This window comes from Salinicoccus carnicancri Crm (assembly GCF_000330705.1).
Lineage (GTDB): Bacteria > Bacillota > Bacilli > Staphylococcales > Salinicoccaceae > Salinicoccus > Salinicoccus carnicancri.
This window is the reverse complement of record NZ_ANAM01000004.1, coordinates 25,320-44,095: the sequence shown is the minus strand read 5'-3', so window position 1 is coordinate 44,095 and position 18,776 is coordinate 25,320. Positions and strand designations below refer to the sequence as shown.

General features: G+C 43.0%; 20 protein-coding genes. 16 read left to right on the top strand and 4 right to left on the bottom strand.

Going from position 1 to position 18,776, the window contains the following annotated elements; all coding sequences use genetic code 11:
• Positions 1 to 188: 188 nt before the first annotated feature.
• On the bottom strand, positions 189 to 743 hold the full coding sequence (locus C792_RS0104785; protein ID WP_017548315.1) for a hypothetical protein: 555 nt from the start codon (positions 741 to 743) through the stop codon (positions 189 to 191).
• 316 nt (positions 744 to 1,059) lie between these two features.
• Between C792_RS0104785 and C792_RS0104780 the strand changes: the two genes are divergently transcribed.
• Both C792_RS0104780 and C792_RS0104775 read left to right on the top strand, forming a co-directional pair.
• Entirely contained in the window at positions 1,060 to 1,260 is a 201-nt protein-coding gene (locus tag C792_RS0104780) for a helix-turn-helix transcriptional regulator (RefSeq protein WP_017548314.1), read from the top strand.
• Between the two features lie 2 nt (positions 1,261 to 1,262).
• Positions 1,263 to 1,655, top strand: a complete 393-nt coding sequence (locus C792_RS0104775; protein WP_017548313.1) for a hypothetical protein — start codon at positions 1,263 to 1,265, stop codon at positions 1,653 to 1,655.
• 163 nt (positions 1,656 to 1,818) lie between these two features.
• Here C792_RS0104775 and C792_RS0104770 read toward each other — a convergent pair whose 3' ends face one another.
• Complete coding sequence (locus C792_RS0104770) at positions 1,819 to 2,508, bottom strand: hypothetical protein (RefSeq protein WP_017548312.1); 690 nt, start codon at positions 2,506 to 2,508, stop codon at positions 1,819 to 1,821.
• A gap of 2,082 nt (positions 2,509 to 4,590) precedes the next feature.
• Here C792_RS0104770 and C792_RS0104750 point away from each other — a divergent pair.
• The 3 genes from C792_RS0104750 (at position 4,591) to C792_RS0104740 (ending at position 5,631) form a co-directional block, all read left to right on the top strand.
• Positions 4,591 to 4,869: an AbrB/MazE/SpoVT family DNA-binding domain-containing protein gene (locus C792_RS0104750; RefSeq protein ID WP_017548308.1), complete on the top strand. Its 279-nt coding sequence runs from the start codon at positions 4,591 to 4,593 to the stop codon at positions 4,867 to 4,869.
• A gap of 150 nt (positions 4,870 to 5,019) precedes the next feature.
• Positions 5,020 to 5,331: a hypothetical protein gene (locus C792_RS0104745; protein WP_017548307.1), complete on the top strand. Its 312-nt coding sequence runs from the start codon at positions 5,020 to 5,022 to the stop codon at positions 5,329 to 5,331.
• 3 nt (positions 5,332 to 5,334) lie between these two features.
• Positions 5,335 to 5,631: a type II toxin-antitoxin system RelE family toxin gene (locus tag C792_RS0104740; RefSeq protein ID WP_017548306.1), complete on the top strand. Its 297-nt coding sequence runs from the start codon at positions 5,335 to 5,337 to the stop codon at positions 5,629 to 5,631.
• A 617-nt stretch (positions 5,632 to 6,248) separates the two neighbouring features.
• Here the strand turns inward: C792_RS0104740 and C792_RS0104735 are convergent.
• The gene (locus C792_RS0104735) at positions 6,249 to 6,803 is read right to left on the bottom strand and encodes a TetR/AcrR family transcriptional regulator (RefSeq protein ID WP_017548304.1); all 555 of its coding nucleotides are present in this window, start codon (positions 6,801 to 6,803) and stop codon (positions 6,249 to 6,251) included.
• 174 nt (positions 6,804 to 6,977) lie between these two features.
• Between C792_RS0104735 and C792_RS0104730 the strand changes: the two genes are divergently transcribed.
• The 4 genes from C792_RS0104730 (at position 6,978) to C792_RS0104715 (ending at position 10,327) form a co-directional block, all read left to right on the top strand.
• The gene (locus C792_RS0104730) at positions 6,978 to 7,892 is read left to right on the top strand and encodes an alpha/beta hydrolase (protein ID WP_017548303.1); all 915 of its coding nucleotides are present in this window, start codon (positions 6,978 to 6,980) and stop codon (positions 7,890 to 7,892) included.
• Positions 7,893 to 7,912: 20 nt separating this feature from the next.
• A complete protein-coding gene (locus C792_RS0104725; protein WP_017548302.1) occupies positions 7,913 to 8,551 on the top strand; it encodes an SDR family oxidoreductase in 639 nt (212 codons plus the stop codon).
• A gap of 124 nt (positions 8,552 to 8,675) precedes the next feature.
• On the top strand, positions 8,676 to 9,386 hold the full coding sequence (locus C792_RS0104720) for a dihydrofolate reductase family protein (protein WP_017548301.1): 711 nt from the start codon (positions 8,676 to 8,678) through the stop codon (positions 9,384 to 9,386).
• 14 nt (positions 9,387 to 9,400) lie between these two features.
• Complete coding sequence (locus tag C792_RS0104715; protein WP_017548300.1) at positions 9,401 to 10,327, top strand: alpha/beta hydrolase; 927 nt, start codon at positions 9,401 to 9,403, stop codon at positions 10,325 to 10,327.
• A 160-nt stretch (positions 10,328 to 10,487) separates the two neighbouring features.
• On the opposite strand, the gene C792_RS0104710 is transcribed toward C792_RS0104715, so the two are convergent.
• Positions 10,488 to 11,552: a S8 family peptidase gene (locus tag C792_RS0104710; protein ID WP_017548299.1), complete on the bottom strand. Its 1,065-nt coding sequence runs from the start codon at positions 11,550 to 11,552 to the stop codon at positions 10,488 to 10,490.
• A 290-nt stretch (positions 11,553 to 11,842) separates the two neighbouring features.
• Between C792_RS0104710 and C792_RS14275 the strand changes: the two genes are divergently transcribed.
• The 7 genes from C792_RS14275 (at position 11,843) to C792_RS0104675 (ending at position 18,775) form a co-directional block, all read left to right on the top strand.
• Positions 11,843 to 12,151 carry a hypothetical protein gene (locus tag C792_RS14275; RefSeq protein WP_017548298.1) on the top strand — a complete coding sequence of 103 codons (309 nt, stop codon included), beginning with the start codon at positions 11,843 to 11,845 and terminating at the stop codon, positions 12,149 to 12,151.
• A 1-nt stretch (position 12,152) separates the two neighbouring features.
• Positions 12,153 to 13,400: a M20 family metallo-hydrolase gene (locus C792_RS0104700; protein ID WP_017548297.1), complete on the top strand. Its 1,248-nt coding sequence runs from the start codon at positions 12,153 to 12,155 to the stop codon at positions 13,398 to 13,400.
• 143 nt (positions 13,401 to 13,543) lie between these two features.
• On the top strand, positions 13,544 to 14,470 hold the full coding sequence (locus C792_RS0104695) for a DMT family transporter (protein ID WP_017548296.1): 927 nt from the start codon (positions 13,544 to 13,546) through the stop codon (positions 14,468 to 14,470).
• 164 nt (positions 14,471 to 14,634) lie between these two features.
• Positions 14,635 to 16,764, top strand: coding sequence for a BglG family transcription antiterminator (locus tag C792_RS0104690; protein ID WP_017548295.1), 2,130 nt, complete (start codon positions 14,635 to 14,637; stop codon positions 16,762 to 16,764).
• A complete protein-coding gene (locus C792_RS0104685; protein WP_017548294.1) occupies positions 16,730 to 17,170 on the top strand; it encodes a PTS sugar transporter subunit IIA in 441 nt (146 codons plus the stop codon). Before C792_RS0104690 ends, C792_RS0104685 begins: the two co-directional genes overlap by 35 nt.
• 2 nt (positions 17,171 to 17,172) lie before the next feature.
• Positions 17,173 to 17,442 carry a PTS sugar transporter subunit IIB gene (locus C792_RS0104680; RefSeq protein WP_017548293.1) on the top strand — a complete coding sequence of 90 codons (270 nt, stop codon included), beginning with the start codon at positions 17,173 to 17,175 and terminating at the stop codon, positions 17,440 to 17,442.
• Between the two features lie 22 nt (positions 17,443 to 17,464).
• A complete protein-coding gene (locus C792_RS0104675; protein WP_017548292.1) occupies positions 17,465 to 18,775 on the top strand; it encodes a PTS ascorbate transporter subunit IIC in 1,311 nt (436 codons plus the stop codon).
• Position 18,776: the final 1 nt, after the last annotated feature.

The window sequence follows — 18,776 nt, the reverse complement described above, 5'->3', positions numbered from 1 at the left end:
ATACAGGGCATCGCCCAAGTTTTCGGCACTTCCCAAAACCGACTTAATACAGGGGGGTATCCCGAGTTTCCGGTACTCATCAAAACCGATCTAATCCGAACCACGTTAATATCGTGGTTTTTTTTATTGGTCATTGAATTTAAACCATTTACCATTGTCAAAATGGGGTTGATGTACAGGTATTACATTTAAGAGAGAATTTTTCTAAAACTTTCTGCATCGGTATAGGCATAAATATCATCATAGAACTCTGCATTAAAACCGATATGGAGCAGTGTACGATTCAAGTAAGCATAGATATTATATACCGGTTCCCCTGCGTTTCTGTGGTATCGTTTCAATGCTTTTACGAGCGATTCCATGCCATATACGATTGCATCCATTTGGTATTCTGCATCCAGGTCAAACGTTTTCAGGCTATTGAGTACGGTTTTATAAAGTGTCGTGAGTTGGGCATCACTGAAGAAGGGTTTAAATTGTTTATACACCCGATCTGGCACACTATGATTATCAAATGTCGCTGCTTTAATGTTTTCAATGCGTTCTAAGCGTAATTTATTCCGCATGCGCTTATATTTACGGGTAGTACTACTAAACAGAGTAGTTAATAGTTTTAAAGAATACATAGTTTGTTTTTTAACCTTGATGTACTCAAAGGCTTGGGCCTGCTGGGTTTTGATGGTGTGTTTTACCTGTTCACGATATGACACTTTCTTTTTTTGCAGGGCTTTTTGTTGTTCCACGGTATTGATGATGTAGATATTTGCGCCTTTCCCCCCGGATTTTTTCAGGGCTTAGTATGTCATCTATTTATCTATTATGCCCAATTTTCGAAAAGTATATAAGTTTTAAGGGAATGTATCGTTTCAAGAAGAATTTTCTGTTTGATAGTTGGTCATCTGAAGTCAAGAATGTCATAAATGTAAATACCGATATGAACATACAAAAGAACTTCAGCTCTTGTAATATTTCCATCTTTTCAGACCCACAATAAAAAAGTAAACTAAACTTTACATTTACGGATTAATGATGTATTTTGAAATTACATGAGGTGAGTAGATGATAAGCAATTGTGTAAAAGAATATCGAAAAAAAAACAACTATTCACAAGAATACTTAGCTTCTCTTCTTAGTGTATCTAGGCAAACGGTTATCTCTATAGAAAAAGGGAAATTCTATCCATCTCTAGAATTGAGTTTTAAGTTAGCAAGATTATTCGAAGTCAGCATTGAAGATCTATTTAAGTACGAGGAGGAATAAAAATGAGTCTATACGAAAAAAAAGAATACCCTAATCATTCAAATGCTATAAATTACATCGTTTATATCATATTAGTGATAGTTGGTATTGGGAGTATACTTTTGAATCACACAAACTTACTTTTGTTTAATATAGTTGTGATTACCATAGGGTTAACAGGAATCATTGAAGAATATTTTTTTAAATCCAGCGAACCTCGTGATGAGAGAACGAAATTGATTAGTTATAAAAGTGGATTCTTTTCTCATCATATAACTAATTTAAGCATCATTATATTTTCTTTTTTAGTCGCTGTTAATTATGTAAATAATGTTACTGTAGTTCTTCTATCACTCTTATTAATCAATACTTTATCTTTCATAATCTCATTAACTGTTAATAGTCTAAAAAATTAGATTTATTAAGAGGCATAATGTCCTTTTTAATTCATTAAAAAGGACATTATCACTTTATTGAGATAATGTCCTCTATATTAAATAATAATCTACTTTTGATGGCATTGTTGAGTACGATGAAATATCTGTTCACAAAATAGTATCACTTAATTTATCCGATATACTATTGAGGACCTATACCTGTATATACAGCATAACCAGTTACACGAATCCATATACCATTGCCATTATTATTACTTTCAATAAGAGCAACCAATCCTGAGCCCCCTGCTACTAGTGCTCCAGATATAGCTTTTACTGCGACTTGGGGAACAGAAAACATTGGTGCGAGTCTGTTGGCCATGCCAGAAGCCGTCACTCCTGCTCCTAAAGCATTTCTTATTTGTATAGCTTGATTATTGTCAAAAAACACTTTATAACCCCACCAGTGGTATTCAACGCCACTTTTACCATTGCTAGCTGCAGTCACAGCAAAAGTTGTAACCTGATCAGATGAGGCGGACGGCGAACCTGCAAATGACTCAATACTGTCTGTTTTATAATTTACTTGTTCTGCTTCCTTTATAACACTATTCATTTCCTCAATAGATGTCTCTACTTCTTCCAACTTTTCTGTGGAAATCTTATTTTCTAGATTATTTTTTTCATGTATTACAAACTCACCGTTTTCAACTGAGATATGTGGATCTACGATACTAATTGTTTCGGAACTAAAATTACTAAGAGAAGAATCTTTGTTTACCGTTTCGACATTATTTTCATAATCATAAGATGCTGCGTTAACGTCAATAGATGCAAATGAACTTAGAGCCATCATAGACGCCAAAGGCAATGCTACTATTTTCTTTTTCATTTTAAAATCCTCCTTCAAATATATGTTACATTTCCAATCTACAAAACATTTTTTCTTTTTCAACCATATTTACATAAAAATTCCAATTATTCAAAAATTTTTATATGTATTAAAACTATTAACGTAGAATTTTTATCTATTCGTTATAATTTTAAATATAATTATTTTTAACTTTACCTATATTTGACCTTCAAATCCGTTATGAAGGTCTTTTTTTTTTTACTTCTCCACCGGATACACTGGGGCATCCAGTACGACTTTTCATTCCTGAATTTCGCACTTGGTTTCAAGAGGTACATTAGGAGATCCATATCTCGTGATTTATCCAACAATTGTTTATCGTACCGAAATGCGTGGCGCATTTTAAGTAGGGATTTCGCGCCCTTAAAGCACACACGATTTAACTTTACACAGACATCCGACAAAGAGGTCGCACCGGTACTCCAGACAGCGTGTGCGTACAGACATTTCTCTCTTGTACGTACGACAAAACATATATGTTTTAAGTAGCGTACAGCTGATTCTTATCAGGCCATTTTATCTGTACAGCAAAGCATAGTCCGGGGGACTGTGTGACGCCTGTACGCTCGATCTTGAACCATAGGAAGTGCGGAAGCCACTTCCTAATGAGCACCCCCCAAAGGGGGCAAGGAGAGGGATGCGCAAGCATTCCGCGACGCAGTAAGGGGACGGTCAGCTATGCTGACTGACGAGGGCTGAAAGCCCGATGTCATACGTCGCCCTTATGCTCTTTCCCCACTATGTTCCCGAACATACCCCGAGGCGCAAACCCCGATGCGAACCCCGGTGTGACAACGTCTGTGCGATATCGAGCAAATATACACCGGACATAGTCGCATAGTCGACCCCCGACGAACCCGCACTGTGAAGCCATCGGCAAACTATGCGGGGGTGCCATATGACCTTCAGGGCGTATGACAGCATAGTCGGGCATATCCCGGCACGAAATCCCGCCCCGGATGCCACTGCAAACCGGGATCAGCGGGGTGATACACGTGCCGGCGTTCGGGGGAGTGACAGACCGGGATGACGCTCTGATCTCGAGCAGCCATCCCGTCCGGAATCATAGTGGGGGAAGCTGTCAGGAAAGTGTTAGCAGGCGCAGACTGCGTCGGGAAAAGAGGAACCGGGAGACCGGACCGAGGGTCCATCCCGGGGACGGCAAGGAGGCGGTTATGTGAGGGCACGCTCGATTTGTACGTACGGGATGAACGCAGTGAAACCGGCGGCAAAGCGCGTGGCGGAACCGGACACCAAACACCACCGACGCGCCGGAAGGCTCCGCGGGATGGCGCCCGGAGGGCCGCCTGGATGCATTCAGAGGGGGAAGCCCCGAGCGGTTATATGAGCGACAGCGAAACGGACAACAAATACCACCGAAAGCCCCAGGCTCCGCCCCGGATAAGCCGTTTCAACGGTCCGATACCAACAATCTGTGATCTGCTGACAAAAAAAGACCGACATCCCGGAGTGGAATGTCGGTCAGCGCGACGTACTTCATAGAGTCATATCGATGCGGTGTGGCATACCGTGCAGAAACCATGTACAATGATTCCGCACCAGTTGCTCATCAAATGTGTATTCTATACGGGGCGGAGATTCTGTGCGGGGTGTCAGCCATGCCATGAGACATCAAGTGCGTATGAAATGCGTATCCCGTGAATACCCCCGCCTATGCGTATACCATAAAACAGGACATGCGTATTTCATGATAACTATCGAGCATATGCGGTGAGCAGAACCTCATATTCTTACGAGATGCACATCCCGTACCGACACTTCTGCATATCAAATCGGCATGAGATGCCTACAGGGGTGTTCCCGTTCCTTATCTGCATGGTGAGCACCATGGTCTGCCTATGACATCCGTATGCGATGTGCAAGCCATTGAACATGGTATAGGGTAGGCATTCAGTACGTAGTCCGTGCATATTCCCTGTGCCGTTTATCGGTACGGGGTGCGTATGGAATACCGAATATCTTGTTTTTTATAATCATCAAGTGGTGCAATCGGAAAAATGGGCTATACTAAAAAATAAACAGTAATCGGAGAGATCAGATATGAAAGCAACAGGCATTGTACGTAAAGTGGATCCCCTCGGACGGATTGTCATCCCGATTGGCCTCCGCCGGGACCTCGGCATTGAAATCCAGGACCCGTTTGAATTCTATACGGAAGACGATCGGGTCATCCTCAAGAAGTACGCCCCGGAGCTTGTCTGCGCCGTCACCGGTAAAGCCTCCCCGGACAACATGATCCTGGCCGACGGTGGGCTCGTATTGGGCCCGGAATGGGCCCGGGTGTTGCTTGAGCAGATCGAGGCTGAGCGCGCGCAGTAGGCCGGTCCGCTGGAGTCTGAAAGGAATCTGGTTTTACAGGAAAATGAATCTGGTGGTGAAAAAACGACATCCTCAGATGTAAAGACTTTTGAAAATCTTTTAAAAGACTATTTTTCATGCTATACTTAAATGGATTAGAGGAGGGAGAGCATGAAAACCTTAGATGTACCATTTAAAAGCATCTCCGATGTAAAGAAATCCCCGATGGCCATCTTCAAAGAAGCCGAAGAACGAAGGAATGGCGTCTATATCTTTAATCGCGACAAAGTCGCAGGGGTTGTCCTGACGCAAGAACAGTATGAAAATATGAATAACGAAATCGAAGCGCTGTACGACCGTATCGATGAACTCATTGTCAAAGAACGCCTTAAAGATACCAATGTCAAAACCTATAGCGTTGAAGAAGCCACAGGCATCAATCTCGATGATATTGAACTTGACGAAAACGACGACTGGGAGTAATCCATGTATACTGTAGAACTCACAGAACACGCCAAGTCGGACTATGAAGATCTCGACGGCAGTCAGAAACAGTTGATTCTGAAAGGCTTAAAGCGCATCATGGAGCGCGGTATGCAAGCAGGGGAGGCTCTCCGGGGCGAACTCAAGGGATGCAACAAGATCAAACTCAAAAAGCAGGGGCTCCGTATCGTCTTTCGTGAGGTGGAAGGTCGCATGGAAATCATACAAGTCATTGCCATCGGCAAACGCGATAAATCACAAGTATATAAAGATGCAATGAAACGCGTCATAGATGAATAGACGGGGATGGGCATATGCCCGTCTTTTTTTGTTCAGGATAAACCAAGCATGCTTTTCTGGCGAAAAAAACGAAAACCTGTTGAGGGCAGCCGCTTCATATTCCATAAATATTGTCTTATTGTCATCCATCGAATTCATTTCCCACATCCTCTCTGAAAAAGAAGACGGATGCTCAAAAAACGCATCCGCCCCATTCTACTAGCATAGAGTGAGGACTCAGGGTTCCACGTATAACACAATGTTTGATTACTTATATTGTGTCTACCGTTCATTAAATAAAATCAATTCTGACAGAGCGTTTTTAAGATAAGTTATGACCGTTCCCCACGTTATTACTCTTAATTCTCCTTAAAATCGCTCTGTTTATCATCAGTTTTTATTTTCTTCTTCCAACTCCCTGATTCTCTTATGTGCTTCAGGGTCGGCCTGCTGATCCGGACTCACATGATCACTCCCCCACAAAGCCCTCAGATCCCTTGTCTCTATAAATATCCATCCATTTACTGGTGGACTTTGAAATGTCCAATTCACTGCGTCCACTTTCTAGTCTAGATTCAGATGTAATAAATAAACCAAAAAATCGTCAATCTAATTGTTTAGCTTGGACGATTTTTTGGTTAGGTTAAATCATATAAAGATAATAATCGTGATACCTGTAAGGTGATTTTTTCTTGGTCTTGTGCGTTATCACTACTATTTAGATAGATATCAAGTAGGCCGATAATACCACTACTAATAAAGTTAATATATAAATGATATTCTAGCCCATTATCAGTAGCAACTTCTGTCGGTACTTTTTTCTTAAATTCTTCTTCAATAAATTGAAGAAGTTTTTTCTTATAATTTGAAGCGTTGCTAATATTGAAAAGTTTCATGAAAAAAGACCTATTGTTTTCGAAAAACTCAAACCATAATTGCGTGCCTTCTTGCACACCAAGACTCTTTTTGGCTTCACAAATTTGTTCGAGCTCTGTGAGCTTTTCTGATACGACTTGGTCTAGTAGATCGTATTTATCAATATAGTGAAGATAAAATGTTTTTCTTCCAACTTGAGCATATTCTGTAATTTCTTTAATTGAAATCGTATCAAAATCTTTTTCGAAAAATAGTGTGATAAAGGCTTTGTTTATGCTTGCTCTTGTTTTAACGACACGTAAATCTTTGATATTCATTATAAATCACCTCCATTTAGAACCCAATTTTTTTAATCTGTGTATTAACACACAGATGTAGCTGCTTGTTAATTGAATGCCTCTATAAAATACTCTATTATGGCATTATACACACAAGAGTAATAAAAATCTACAGATGTTAATTATTTATTTAAAAAATGGAGGCTTTATATTATGAAAAAATCAGTTAACTTCAAAAGTAAAACGAATTTATTGGCAGCGAATTTATATACACCAGAGAAGTTTGATGACAGTAAAAAATATCCAGCAATTACAGTGTGTCATCCAGGCGGTGGGATTAAAGAACAAACTGCAGGTATGTACGCAGAGAAACTAGCAGAATTTGGTTATGTGACTGTTGTATATGATGCATCACACCAAGGTGAAAGTGACGGTTCGCCTAAATATTTAGAAGACCCATTTGCTAGAACGGAAGATGTTAGAGCTTCAGTTGATTATCTTACGACATTAGACTTTGTGGATAATGATAGAATTGGCGCGCTTGGTGTTTGTGCAGGCGGTGGTTATACAGTCAGTGCAGCAAGAACTGAACGTCGTATTAAAACACTAGCAACAGTAAGTATGGTTGATATTGGTGCATTGTTCCGTAAAGGACCTGGCGATGTGGTATCCATAGAAGACCAACTGGACTTTATGACCCAAGTGGCTGATCAACGTACAGAAGAAGCGAATGGCGCTGATTATGCGTATACAGGTTATGTGCCGGAAGAAATTGATGATTCAATGCCTGAAAATTCAACAATGGTACAAGGTCACGATTATTATTTAACTGAACGTGGTCAACATAAAAACGCCCCAAACAAAATCTTATTAAGAAGCTTTTCTGAAGTATTAACGTTTGCACCATTCACGTATATTGATGAATTGTTAACACAACCATTTTTATCAATCGCGGGTACAGATGCAGATACTTTAGAGTATAGTGTTGATGCAGTTGAAAAAGCTGCAGGCAATAACAACGAGTTATATAAAATTGAAGGTGCATCACACGTTGATTTATACGATGTCCCAGAATATGTAAATCAAGTATTGCCAAAACTTGAATCATTCTATAAAGAAACATTATAAATATAAAAAGGTGGCTAAAAATGACTCGTATTTTAATTATTGGTGCAAGTGGTCAAATTTCACAAGAAGCAATTGAGTTATATTTACAGAACACAGATTTTGATTTAACGCTTTTAGCAAGAGATAAAGCAAAATTACCTGAATATGATTCAAATAGATTGACAGTTATTGAAGGTGATGCGACAGATAAAAAGGCTCTTTCAAATGCTTTAAAAAATGTAGATACTGTGTTTGTTAGTTCTACAGGAGAAACTTTAGGCGACCAGGCTGAGACAATTATTGAATCAATGGATGATAACGATACGAAACGCCTAATTTTTGTCACAGCACTTAATACACTTCATGAAGTTCCAGGTAAATTCGGTGAATGGAATGATGAAAATATCGGACCTTATCTCGCACCATTTAGAGAAGCAACCGAAGCAATTGAAAATTCAGACTTGGACTACACAATATTCAGACCGGCCTGGCTAACTAACTATGATGAAGTAGATTATGAAGTAACACGAAGAGATGAACCTTTCAAAGGGACTGAGGTGTCTCGTAAAAGCGTTGCAGATTTAGCAGTTAAAATTTCCCAAGATCCAAAACTTCATTCAAAAGAAAATATTGGATTAAATAAACCTGATACAGACGGCGACAAACCTAGTTGGATGTAATTAAAAGTTTTTAACGCTTTAAGAATTCAGAAATTGAACAAAAAAGATAATCTAGGATGACAAGTTCTTTTTGACATGGTAAATCCACCCTGGTTGCAGTGTGAAAGGTAAGGAGGTTTTCAAAATGACCCAATCCAAAATTATTGTTCACATGACCCAATCTATCAACGGTAATATTACTGGTCCATATCATGAAGCTGCTGGCAGTGCATTATCAAAAGCTTACGAGTCAATAGATAGACAATTTGGTTCTAACGCTTTGATATTAGGTCGTAAAACAATTGAAGAAGCTTTCGCCAATAATGATATGCCAAAGTTGCCTGCAAATCCTGAAACATATGCACGTAAAGAAGATTTTGTGGCTGATACAGAGTTAAGTCACTATGTTATCTCGATTGACCCTTCTGGAAAGGCAGCATGGACACAGAACTATATTCAATATAATGAGCGTCCCAAAATGCATGTTATCGAAGTGGTGTCAGAAAAAGTTTCAGATGCATATTTAGAACATTTAAGAAATCTCGGTGTTTCATATGTATTTGGTGGTGAAAACTCCGAATTAGACTTGAATTTAGTTGTATCGAAGTTGAATACCCTATTTAATCTTGAAACGATGATATTGTCCGGTGGAGGCAGTATTAATTGGTCATTCTTCCAACAAGATCTTGTTGATGAAGTGAGTGTTGTTATAGCACCAGTTGTCGATGATCACTATAATAGACCAAATCTTTTCGGTAATAATAATCCTAATCGTTCTCATGTGCCTGAAGTTTTTAAAATTAAACATCTTGAACAGTTAGAGGGCGATGTCATCTGGGTTAATTATACCAAATAAAGGAGTAATTAATGATGACAATTAAAACTGAAAAAGTAACATTTACTTCTAATAATACAACAGTAGTCGGTATACTAAGAACACCGGAAAATAGTCAAACAAAATTGCCTGCAATCGTATCTGTGCATCCAGTAAGTGGTTCAAAAGAACAAACTGCTGGCCTATACGCAGAAAAATTAGCGCATGAGGGCTTTGTGACATTAGCTTATGATGCTTCTCACCAAGGTGAAAGTGTGTCAGCTCCTGAATATGTGGAAAATCCTTATTTTAGAGTTGAAGATGTACGTGCAGCCGTGGACTATTTAACGACATTGGATAGTGTGGACAATAATCGTATTGGTGCACTTGGCATCTGTGCCGGTGGTGGCTATGCCACAAGTGCGACGTTATCGGATCGTCGTATTAAAGTATTGGGTACAGTAGTGGGCGTAAATTTCGGACGTTTCAGTCGTGAAAGTGATGTCACACCTGATGCGGCAATTCGTGATTTAGAACAAATTGCAGAATTACGAACAGCTGAAGCGAACGGTGCAGAACCATATGTTACGCAATATATTCCAAATTCCCCAGAAGAATTAGCACAAACAGGTATTGATGAACTTGATGTCAAAGAAGCTGTAGACTATTATCGTACATCAAGAGGTCAAAGTGAAAACTCACCAAATAAATGGCGTTACTCAGGTTCAGCAGGACTATATACATTTGATGCATTCTTCCCTGCAGAAAAATTATTGACACAACCAGTCCAAATCATTGCTGGCGATGTGCCAGGTGCATTTGGCTCCTATCGTGATGCTTATGACCTTTATAATCGTGCACGTTCCACAGAAAAAGACTTGCATATTGTCAAAGGCGCGTCACATTATGACTTATATGACCAGCCTGAACAAGTTAACGAAGCATTAAGTAAATTGGTACCATTTTATAATAAATATTTGTGAAAATAAATTATACACGAAATCCCATCGCGTTTAGCGATGGGATTTCTCATTTACCCGATAAATTTATTCTCATATAGCAAGTAAAATGACAGCATCGTAAACTATCATCGATATGTCCATTTAATCATCCATTTTGACATGTACAGACTTTCATTTTAAGTTATCTGTTCACGGCATCAAGGAGCTGCAACAGTCCGCTGCCATACCATTCAGGATTATCCCCTATCCCCTCTGCACTGGAGATGATCCGCTCTTTGATCTCTGCGGCGGATTCATCGGGGAATGCTGCTCTGAGCACTGCACCGGCACCGGCTGCATGGGGTGCGGCCATGGAAGTGCCGTCTAATCTGTCATAGCCGTTGCCGGGGACGGTCGACAGAACCGAAGCGCCCGGTGCGGCGATATCGACGCCCGGTCCGGTCGAGGAGAATGGTGCCCTTGTGTCATTTTCATCTGTTGCGGCGACGGCCAGTACGGATTCATACTGTGCAGGATACCCTACCGTATTACCTGTCCCGTCCTCATTTCCCTCATTGCCGGCTGCGGCGACAACCAGAATGTCATGTTCATTGAATGCTATATCCACAGCATCCTGTATCGCCCGGGAAGGTTCCGGCGAACCGAGGGACATGTTTATGACCCCCATTTCATTCTGGATGGCCCATTCAAGCCCCCGTACGACACCGGCGGAGGAACCCGAACCATCTCCGTCGAGCACTTTTATCGCGTAAAGTGACGCTTCCGGGGCCACGCCCACGACCCCGGTTTCATTATCAATAGCCGCTGCTGTACCGGCTACGTGTGTGCCGTGCCCGCTGCCGTCACTATAGGGGGCAGAATCTTCCCCGGAATCGAATGCAGAAAATCCGTCTTCAACATTCAGATCCTCGTGCGCTGCATCAATGCCTGTATCGACAATGCCCAATTTTACACCGCTGCCTGCATGGCCTTTTTCATGGGCTTCCGGTGCCTGGACCCGGCCGATACCGTATGGTACGTCCTGCTGGTATGCATAAACGGGAATGGTTCTCTCCACATAACTGATATCCGGGTTCTCATTCAGACTTTCCATCAGTTCTTCAGTGATTTCACATTCAATCATCCTCGCAATTTTAAATTCATGTATCACTTCTTCATCTGCGATGCCCAGTGATGAGTACGTCGAAAATTCCGATTCCTGCCTGAATTTCACCAGAAACATGCCCTTTTCCTTTTGTTCGGCCATATGGAGCGCCCCCCTTTAAAACTATGATTCAAAACCGACAGCTCAAAATATCTGATAATTCAATTATATAGTAAAAATCACCGTGTTTTAAATATAATACCTTATACCGCTGCATATCATCCTCAAGCAGGCGCCGTGGACATTTGGATGACTGAAACGTCCTGCATTAAGTGCACAAACCGTTTATCGCTTGACTAAATGCACCCGGGACAATATTCTGAATTATATGATTGTTCAATATTATTCACATGAGGTGATAAATTTGCATAAGACCCTGGGAAGTGGCCGGCGTGTTCGGAATCACCGTCGCTTCCCTGACCAATGTTGGCGTCCTTGTCATCATGGTCATCGGGGGAACATTCCTCATCACATTGATTCCGCCGTATATAGAAGGTGCATTCAATTTCGTGCTCCCCGCCATATTTGGCGCGGTGCTCGGGCAGTTCGCGTATAAGACACCCCAGTACGGTGTTGTCGCCCTCATCATCGGGATGATCATCCTGTTCTCACCGATTTTCTCACTCATAAAGATCGCCCTGTGCGTGGCACTGACAATCACCGCAGTACTCTTCATGGAGAAAAAGAAAGGAAATGTTTAAAATGGATCTGACTATCAATAGTGACCGCCTGTCCGGACGTTTGGCCGAGCTGTCAGAGATCGGCAGGGTCGGCGAGACCGGTGTATGCAGACTGGCGTTATCGGAAGAATATAAAGATGGCATGCAGCTCGTCAGGAAATGGATGGATGAAGCCGGCCTCGAAACCCGCTTCGACAATTTCGGCAATCTTATCGGTCGGCTGGAGGGGAAGAATCAAGGTCAACCGGCTGTCATGCTCGGCTCCCATATCGATTCACAGCCCTCCGGCGGAAGATTTGACGGCACCATCGGTGTGCTGGGCGCTCTTGAAGCTGTTCAGACAATGAGGGAAAATGGCATCCAGCCTGAAGTCCCGGTTGAAGTTGTATCATTCTGCGACGAGGAGGGGCACCGGTTCGGCGTCGGGCTCTTCGGTTCAAGGGGTATACTCGGTTCTCTCGAGCCGGGTGAACTTGAAAGAGCGGATGAAGACGGTGTGACAAGGCGGGAGGCACTGACCGACTTCGGGGCCGATCCGGGGAAACTGCAGGAATCAGAATACGATACCCGTAAAATCTCATCCTATATCGAGATGCACATAGAGCAGGGACCGAACCTGCAGGAACAGGATGAGCCCATCGGAATCGTCAGCGGCATCGCAGGACCCCGGTGGCTGACCGTCACACTGACAGGCACCTCCGGCCACGCCGGCACAGTCCCCATGCCCATGAGGAAGGATGCCTTAACCGGTGCAGCAGAAATCATCACCGCCTTCAACAGCATCGTCCAGACTGAAGCCGGTGCGCCCACAGTCGGTACCGTCGGAGATCTCAAGGTCTACCCCGGCGGCCGCTCCATCATTCCGGAAAAAGTCGAATTCACCATCGACCTGCGGGACAGCGACCTCGCAAGACGTGATGAATACGAACAGCAGTTAAGGGAGGCCGTGAAGGATATTTCGGAAAAACACGGACTGCGCCATGATATATCAGACGACGGCGGCACCACACCAAAAGAGGCCAGCAGAGAGATCATGGATATCATGTCAGAAGAAAGCAGAACCATGAACCTCACCCCGCCCGTCCTCATGAGCGGCGCATTCCATGACGCCAGCCACATGGCAGACGCGTGCGGCATGGGAATGATATTCGTAAGGTCAAAAGACGGCATCAGCCACCACCCCGACGAATATTCGAACGATGAAGACATTGCGATTGGTACGGAGCTGTTGTATAAGACGATGCTGAGGCTGGTGGAAAGAACATCATAAGGAGAGCGGAATCTACAGACTGATGCCTTCACATTCAATGCATGTGGGCGTCAGTTTTCTTTTGAGAGGTTAACATTGATACTGTTTGCTGAAAAGTCGTATCATAGATACATTGCTCTTTATTGTTAAGGATGGATTAATATATGAACAGATTTGATTTTACTCTGCCGCCAAATTTGATGAAATGGCTCACCTACCCTATTCTCCTGCTCTGTGTCATCATCTGGGGCAGCAACTTCATCATCGGCAAGGTCCTTGTCGATCACTTCGACCCCTACAGCATCACGGTAATCCGGCTGATTGCGATCAATCTTTTCCTCTGGATCTTTGCTTCGAAATATTTCACGATGCCGAAGGTTCCGCCCAGGGTCTGGATTGTGATCATCTTTTCTGGGGTCATAGGGATTGCAGCGAACCAGTATACGTTCTTCCTGGGACTTGTCACGGCGAACCCGGTGACGTCGGCGCTGATTCTGGCACTGGCTCCGATCATGACGGCAATTTTCACGGTCTTCGTATTCAGTGAACGCCGCGGACTGAAATTCTGGCTCGGTGCACTGCTTGCACTGTCCGGTGTCATTTTGAGCACTTATAACGGCAGTGTGATCGTTTTCGGTCTTGGGGAATCGGTCATCATCCTGACGATGCTGACGTTCGCAGTTTTCATGGTACTGATCCAGTGGCTCGCAAAATATATCAACGCGATACAGATCACTCTTCTGTCCAATACATTCGGGCTGCTTGTGCTCATCCCGTTCCTTCCTGCAGCGGATTATGGGCGGATGGCCGCAGCCGGCGTGCCGATGTGGCTGCTGCTTGTCATCAGCGGAATCATCGTACACGGACTGAGCAACATGATCTGGAACAGGGAAATGCCTAAGGTCGGTGCCGCGAATGCTTCGCTCCTGATGAACATGGAGCCGTTTGTTGCGATGGTTGGTGCGGCGCTTGTACTCGGTTCTACAGTGAGGGCCACCGAAATCATCGGTGCCATCCTCATCATCGCCGGTGTCACACTGTCGCTTTACAGGAAAAGGCAGAAACAGAGCGAAAAGATATACGAGCAGTAAAAAGATCACCATATGATATGGTGATCTTTTTTTGCATCAGTCCAATTTTGCATAAATGCCAATGGGACATTTGGACTTATTTCAATACGCTTACCGGGATATTATATACTTAGATAACAATTATCTGAAATGTCAGTCATCCGGCATTGGAAAGGAAGATTGTTATGGATAAACGCAGTTCTGCCATTCTGCGATTACTCGCAGAAAGCGATAAGTACTTATCGATAGAAGAACTGGCCGGTGCTTTGAACGTTTCAAAGAGGACCATTTACAATGACATTGAAAAAATTGACCATTGGCTGACTGATGTACACGGCAGCCAGATTGAAAAAGTGCATGGCATGGGGATCTCTATACCCGCCAAAGTGAAGGCTGCAATCCGGTCACCGGCGGACCGGGAAAGTGTCTCCTATTATGAATACTCCAAAGAAGAAAGGCATGCATGGATTTTCCTGAGGCTGTCATTGGATATTAACACTCCTTATTTTATAGATTCTTTTCAATCTTTGTTCAATGTCAGTCGCAACACAGTAATCGATGACATTAAGCAAGTAAGAAAGTGCATAAATAAGCAGGGTATATCAATCCGCTCTTCTATTTCGGAAGGATATCTGGTTGAAGGAAATGAAATCGGCATCCGCCAGATGATAATGGATTCTGTACAGAACCTATCTTCCAATGCCGGCCATTCGACGGAAAAAGATCTGCAGATCAATATGCAGGAAAAGCTCTTTACTCCATCTGATATACATCTGGTCGGAAACCTGCTCAGTGCATATGAAGAGAAATCAGGCGTCGGTATTACTGAGGATATCCGTCCTTTGATTTCTACATGGATGCTCTGCTTTTATCAGAGGATGAGGAACGGTAAGACACTGTATCTTGAGCATTCGGAAAAAGAAGCAATCAAAGCGGCACCTGAATTTAAAATCGCCAACAGTATATTCGAACAATTTTTCGGGACTTTCACTGAGGATGAGTCAGTCTACTTCACCCGGATCTTACTTGGCGCAAAAATCAGGTTTTCAAAGTCCAGTGATTATGAAACTGAAAATATTTTAAATCTTGAATCCATCATCAATATTCTGATTGACAGTTTTCAGCAGAAAGCTGCTGTGACCTTTCCGGAAAAGCATTCGTTGTACCAGAACCTGCTGCTTCATATGAAGCCGGCATATTACAGAATTAAGTATCATATAAATATTTCAAATCCGCTAACAGACAAAATCAAACAGGATTACAAAGAGATATTTTCAATTACCAGGGGGATTGTCCAACCTCTGGAAAAATTGGTCGGTCAAAAAGTCAATGATGATGAGCTCGCATATATCGCGATTCATTTTGGCGGGTGGCTGAAAAGAAACGCACTGACTGTAAACGAGCGTATTTTGAGAATCATGATCGTATGCCCTAATGGCATCGGCACCTCGAGGATAATGGAAAATCAGATGATCAATCTGCTTCCTGAATATGAAATTGTTTCTTTATTCGCCGAAAAGGACTATGAAGGATTGGATTCACTGGCCAGTACTGTGGATTTTGTCGTTTCCAGTGTTCCTCTGGAAGATAAAGGCGTTCCAGTGATAGTGGTCAATCCCCTCTTCAGTTCAAAAGATAAGGAAACACTGTTGACCCATGGCAAACTGGATGACTATACGTATAGACAAAATGAAATGCCGAAAGTGGATACACTCCTTGATATCATCGCTCAGTATGCTGAAATAAAGGACTCAGAATCATTAAAAGAAAAAATTATAAAATACCTTGCACCCACTGTAAATACAGAACCAGATATCCAAAAGCCGCTGCTCAAGGATTTGCTGACTCCCGACAGGATCCAGGTAGTCAATACGGTTGAAGACTGGGAAAACGCTATTGATATCGCCTCGGGGCCGTTGATAGAAGATGAATGTATTGCATATTCATATGTAACAGCCATGAAGAAACTCATCAATGATAAAGGAACCTATATGGTCACCTCAGATTCCATAGCTTTCCCCCATGCACTACCCGCGGATGGGGTCAGGCATACAGGGATGAGTCTCCTGCTTGTTAAAAACAGCATAGAGATAAAAGACAAACCTGTAAAACTGTTTATAGTCCTGGCTTCAGAAGATAATGAAAAACATTTAAAAGCAATGGGACAGCTTACCGGCATCCTTTCTGACAGGACCAGAAAGAACTATATTCTAAATGCAGAGGATCGCCGTGAAATTATCAAGGTGCTGAATTTTAACGAAGGCAAAGGAGATGGTAATCATGAAATTCCTGACAGAGAAACTGATAGACGCTGAATTCGACGCTTCCGATGCCGAAGAGGCTATACACCGCGCAGGTACATTACTTGCCAACGCGGACGGTGTCGAACATCAATACATTGAAGCCATGATCAGGTCCTACAGAGAAAATGGTTCATATTTTGTATTATCCCCTAAAATCGCCCTTCCGCATGCAAGACCTGAAGATGGAGTTAAAGATGCATCAGTATCTCTGGTCAAGTTGAAGTCTCCTGTTGAATTCGGTCATAAAACCAATGATCCCGTTTCTTTAGTGTTCGGGCTGGGGGCTACATCAGGAGATGAACACCTGGAAATACTTCAAAAGCTCACCCGACTGCTCAATGAAAAAGAAGCAGCTGATGAACTTATAAATGCAAAGAGCATCGATGAAATTATAAATATCATAGAAAAGAGGAATTGAAAATGAAAAAAGTACTTACAGTTTGCGGATTGGGTCAGGGAACAAGCCTGATTTTAAAAATGAATGTGGAACAGGCACTCGCAGACAATGGCTATCAGGCAGATGTTGAGAACACTGACCTCTCTGCCGCTTCCAGCATGAACGCTGATTACATCTTCACAAGTAACGAAATAGCGGAAAGTCTGAAAGAACATACTGCCAAAGTCATTATTATCAACAGCTTTTTCGATATGGAAGAAATAATTGAAGCCGTACAGCAGAACGTAGATTAATAACCAAAGGGGTTGGGATAAAATGAACACTATTACTGATGTTGTTATGTGGATAGCAACCAATATTTTTGGACAGCCGGCCATCCTCATAGGCACCATTGTCCTGATTGGACTGCTCGTACAGAAAAAGACAACCAGCCAGGTATTAAGCGGCACATTCAAAGCAATCATCGGATTCCTGATTATTACAGCAGGCGCCGACATCATTTCAGGATCACTCACAGTTTTCGAGCCGCTATGGGCGGAAGTCTTCAACCTGGGGGCCGAGTCCATTTCAGATTACATGGGACAGGAAGCTTTCACGGGAGAATATGGAAGCATTGTTGCTCTCGTGATGTCGCTCGGCTTCCTACTCAATGTACTGCTGGCCAGATTCACACCATTTAAGTACATCTACCTGACAGGACACATGATGTTCTGGACTACAACAATCTTTGCAGGTATTGCTGTACAGTCTGCGCCGGATGTCGGCTTCTGGCAACTGGTCATCTTCCTGTCCATCATTATGGGACTGTATTGGACCCTGCAGCCTGCAATCGTGCAGCCTTTCATGAGAAAAGTTACAGGCAATGATGAAATTGCCCTGGGCCATACGTCGGCTTCAGTTTCACTGTTGGCTGCACTGATGGGAAAATGGTTCGGTAATAAAGACAACGATTCCGAGAGGATCAAAGTCCCGAATGGTTTGGAGTTCCTGAGGGATTCCAATGTGATAACAGCATTGACCATGGGTCTTCTGTTCTTGACAGGTGCGATAGTCGTGACATTGAGAAACACTCCCGGTGCTGAAGAATTGGTTGCATCTTCAGGTGATCAGAATTTCATCGTCTACTCCATCATCCAGTCATTCATGTTCACTGCCGGTATCGCGGTGGTACTTGTCGGTGTCAGAATGTTCATCGGTGAAATGGTACCGGCATTCAAGGGGATAGCGACAAAAATTGTTCCGGGTGCCAAGCCTGCACTCGATTCACCAATTGTATTCCCTTATGCACCCAACGCAGTAATACTGGGGTTTGTCGGTGCTTTTGCAGGAGCCCTCATCTGGTTGTTCATACTTGGTAATACCGTTGCATATGTTTTCGTCCCGACAATGATCGTCCTGTTTTTCCATGGCGCCACTGCAGGCGTATTCGGCAACTCGACCGGTGGCGCCAGAGGCGCTGTCATCGGCGGATTCACTACTGCGACTGTGGTTGCCTGGGGCCAGTATGTCATGGTCAGGATGCTGCTGTCGGATACGATACCCGATACAGCTATGTGGGCCGCCGATTCGGACATGTTCATACTGGGTCCAATAGTCAAGTTGCTAGCAGAGCTCCTATTCGTTTAAT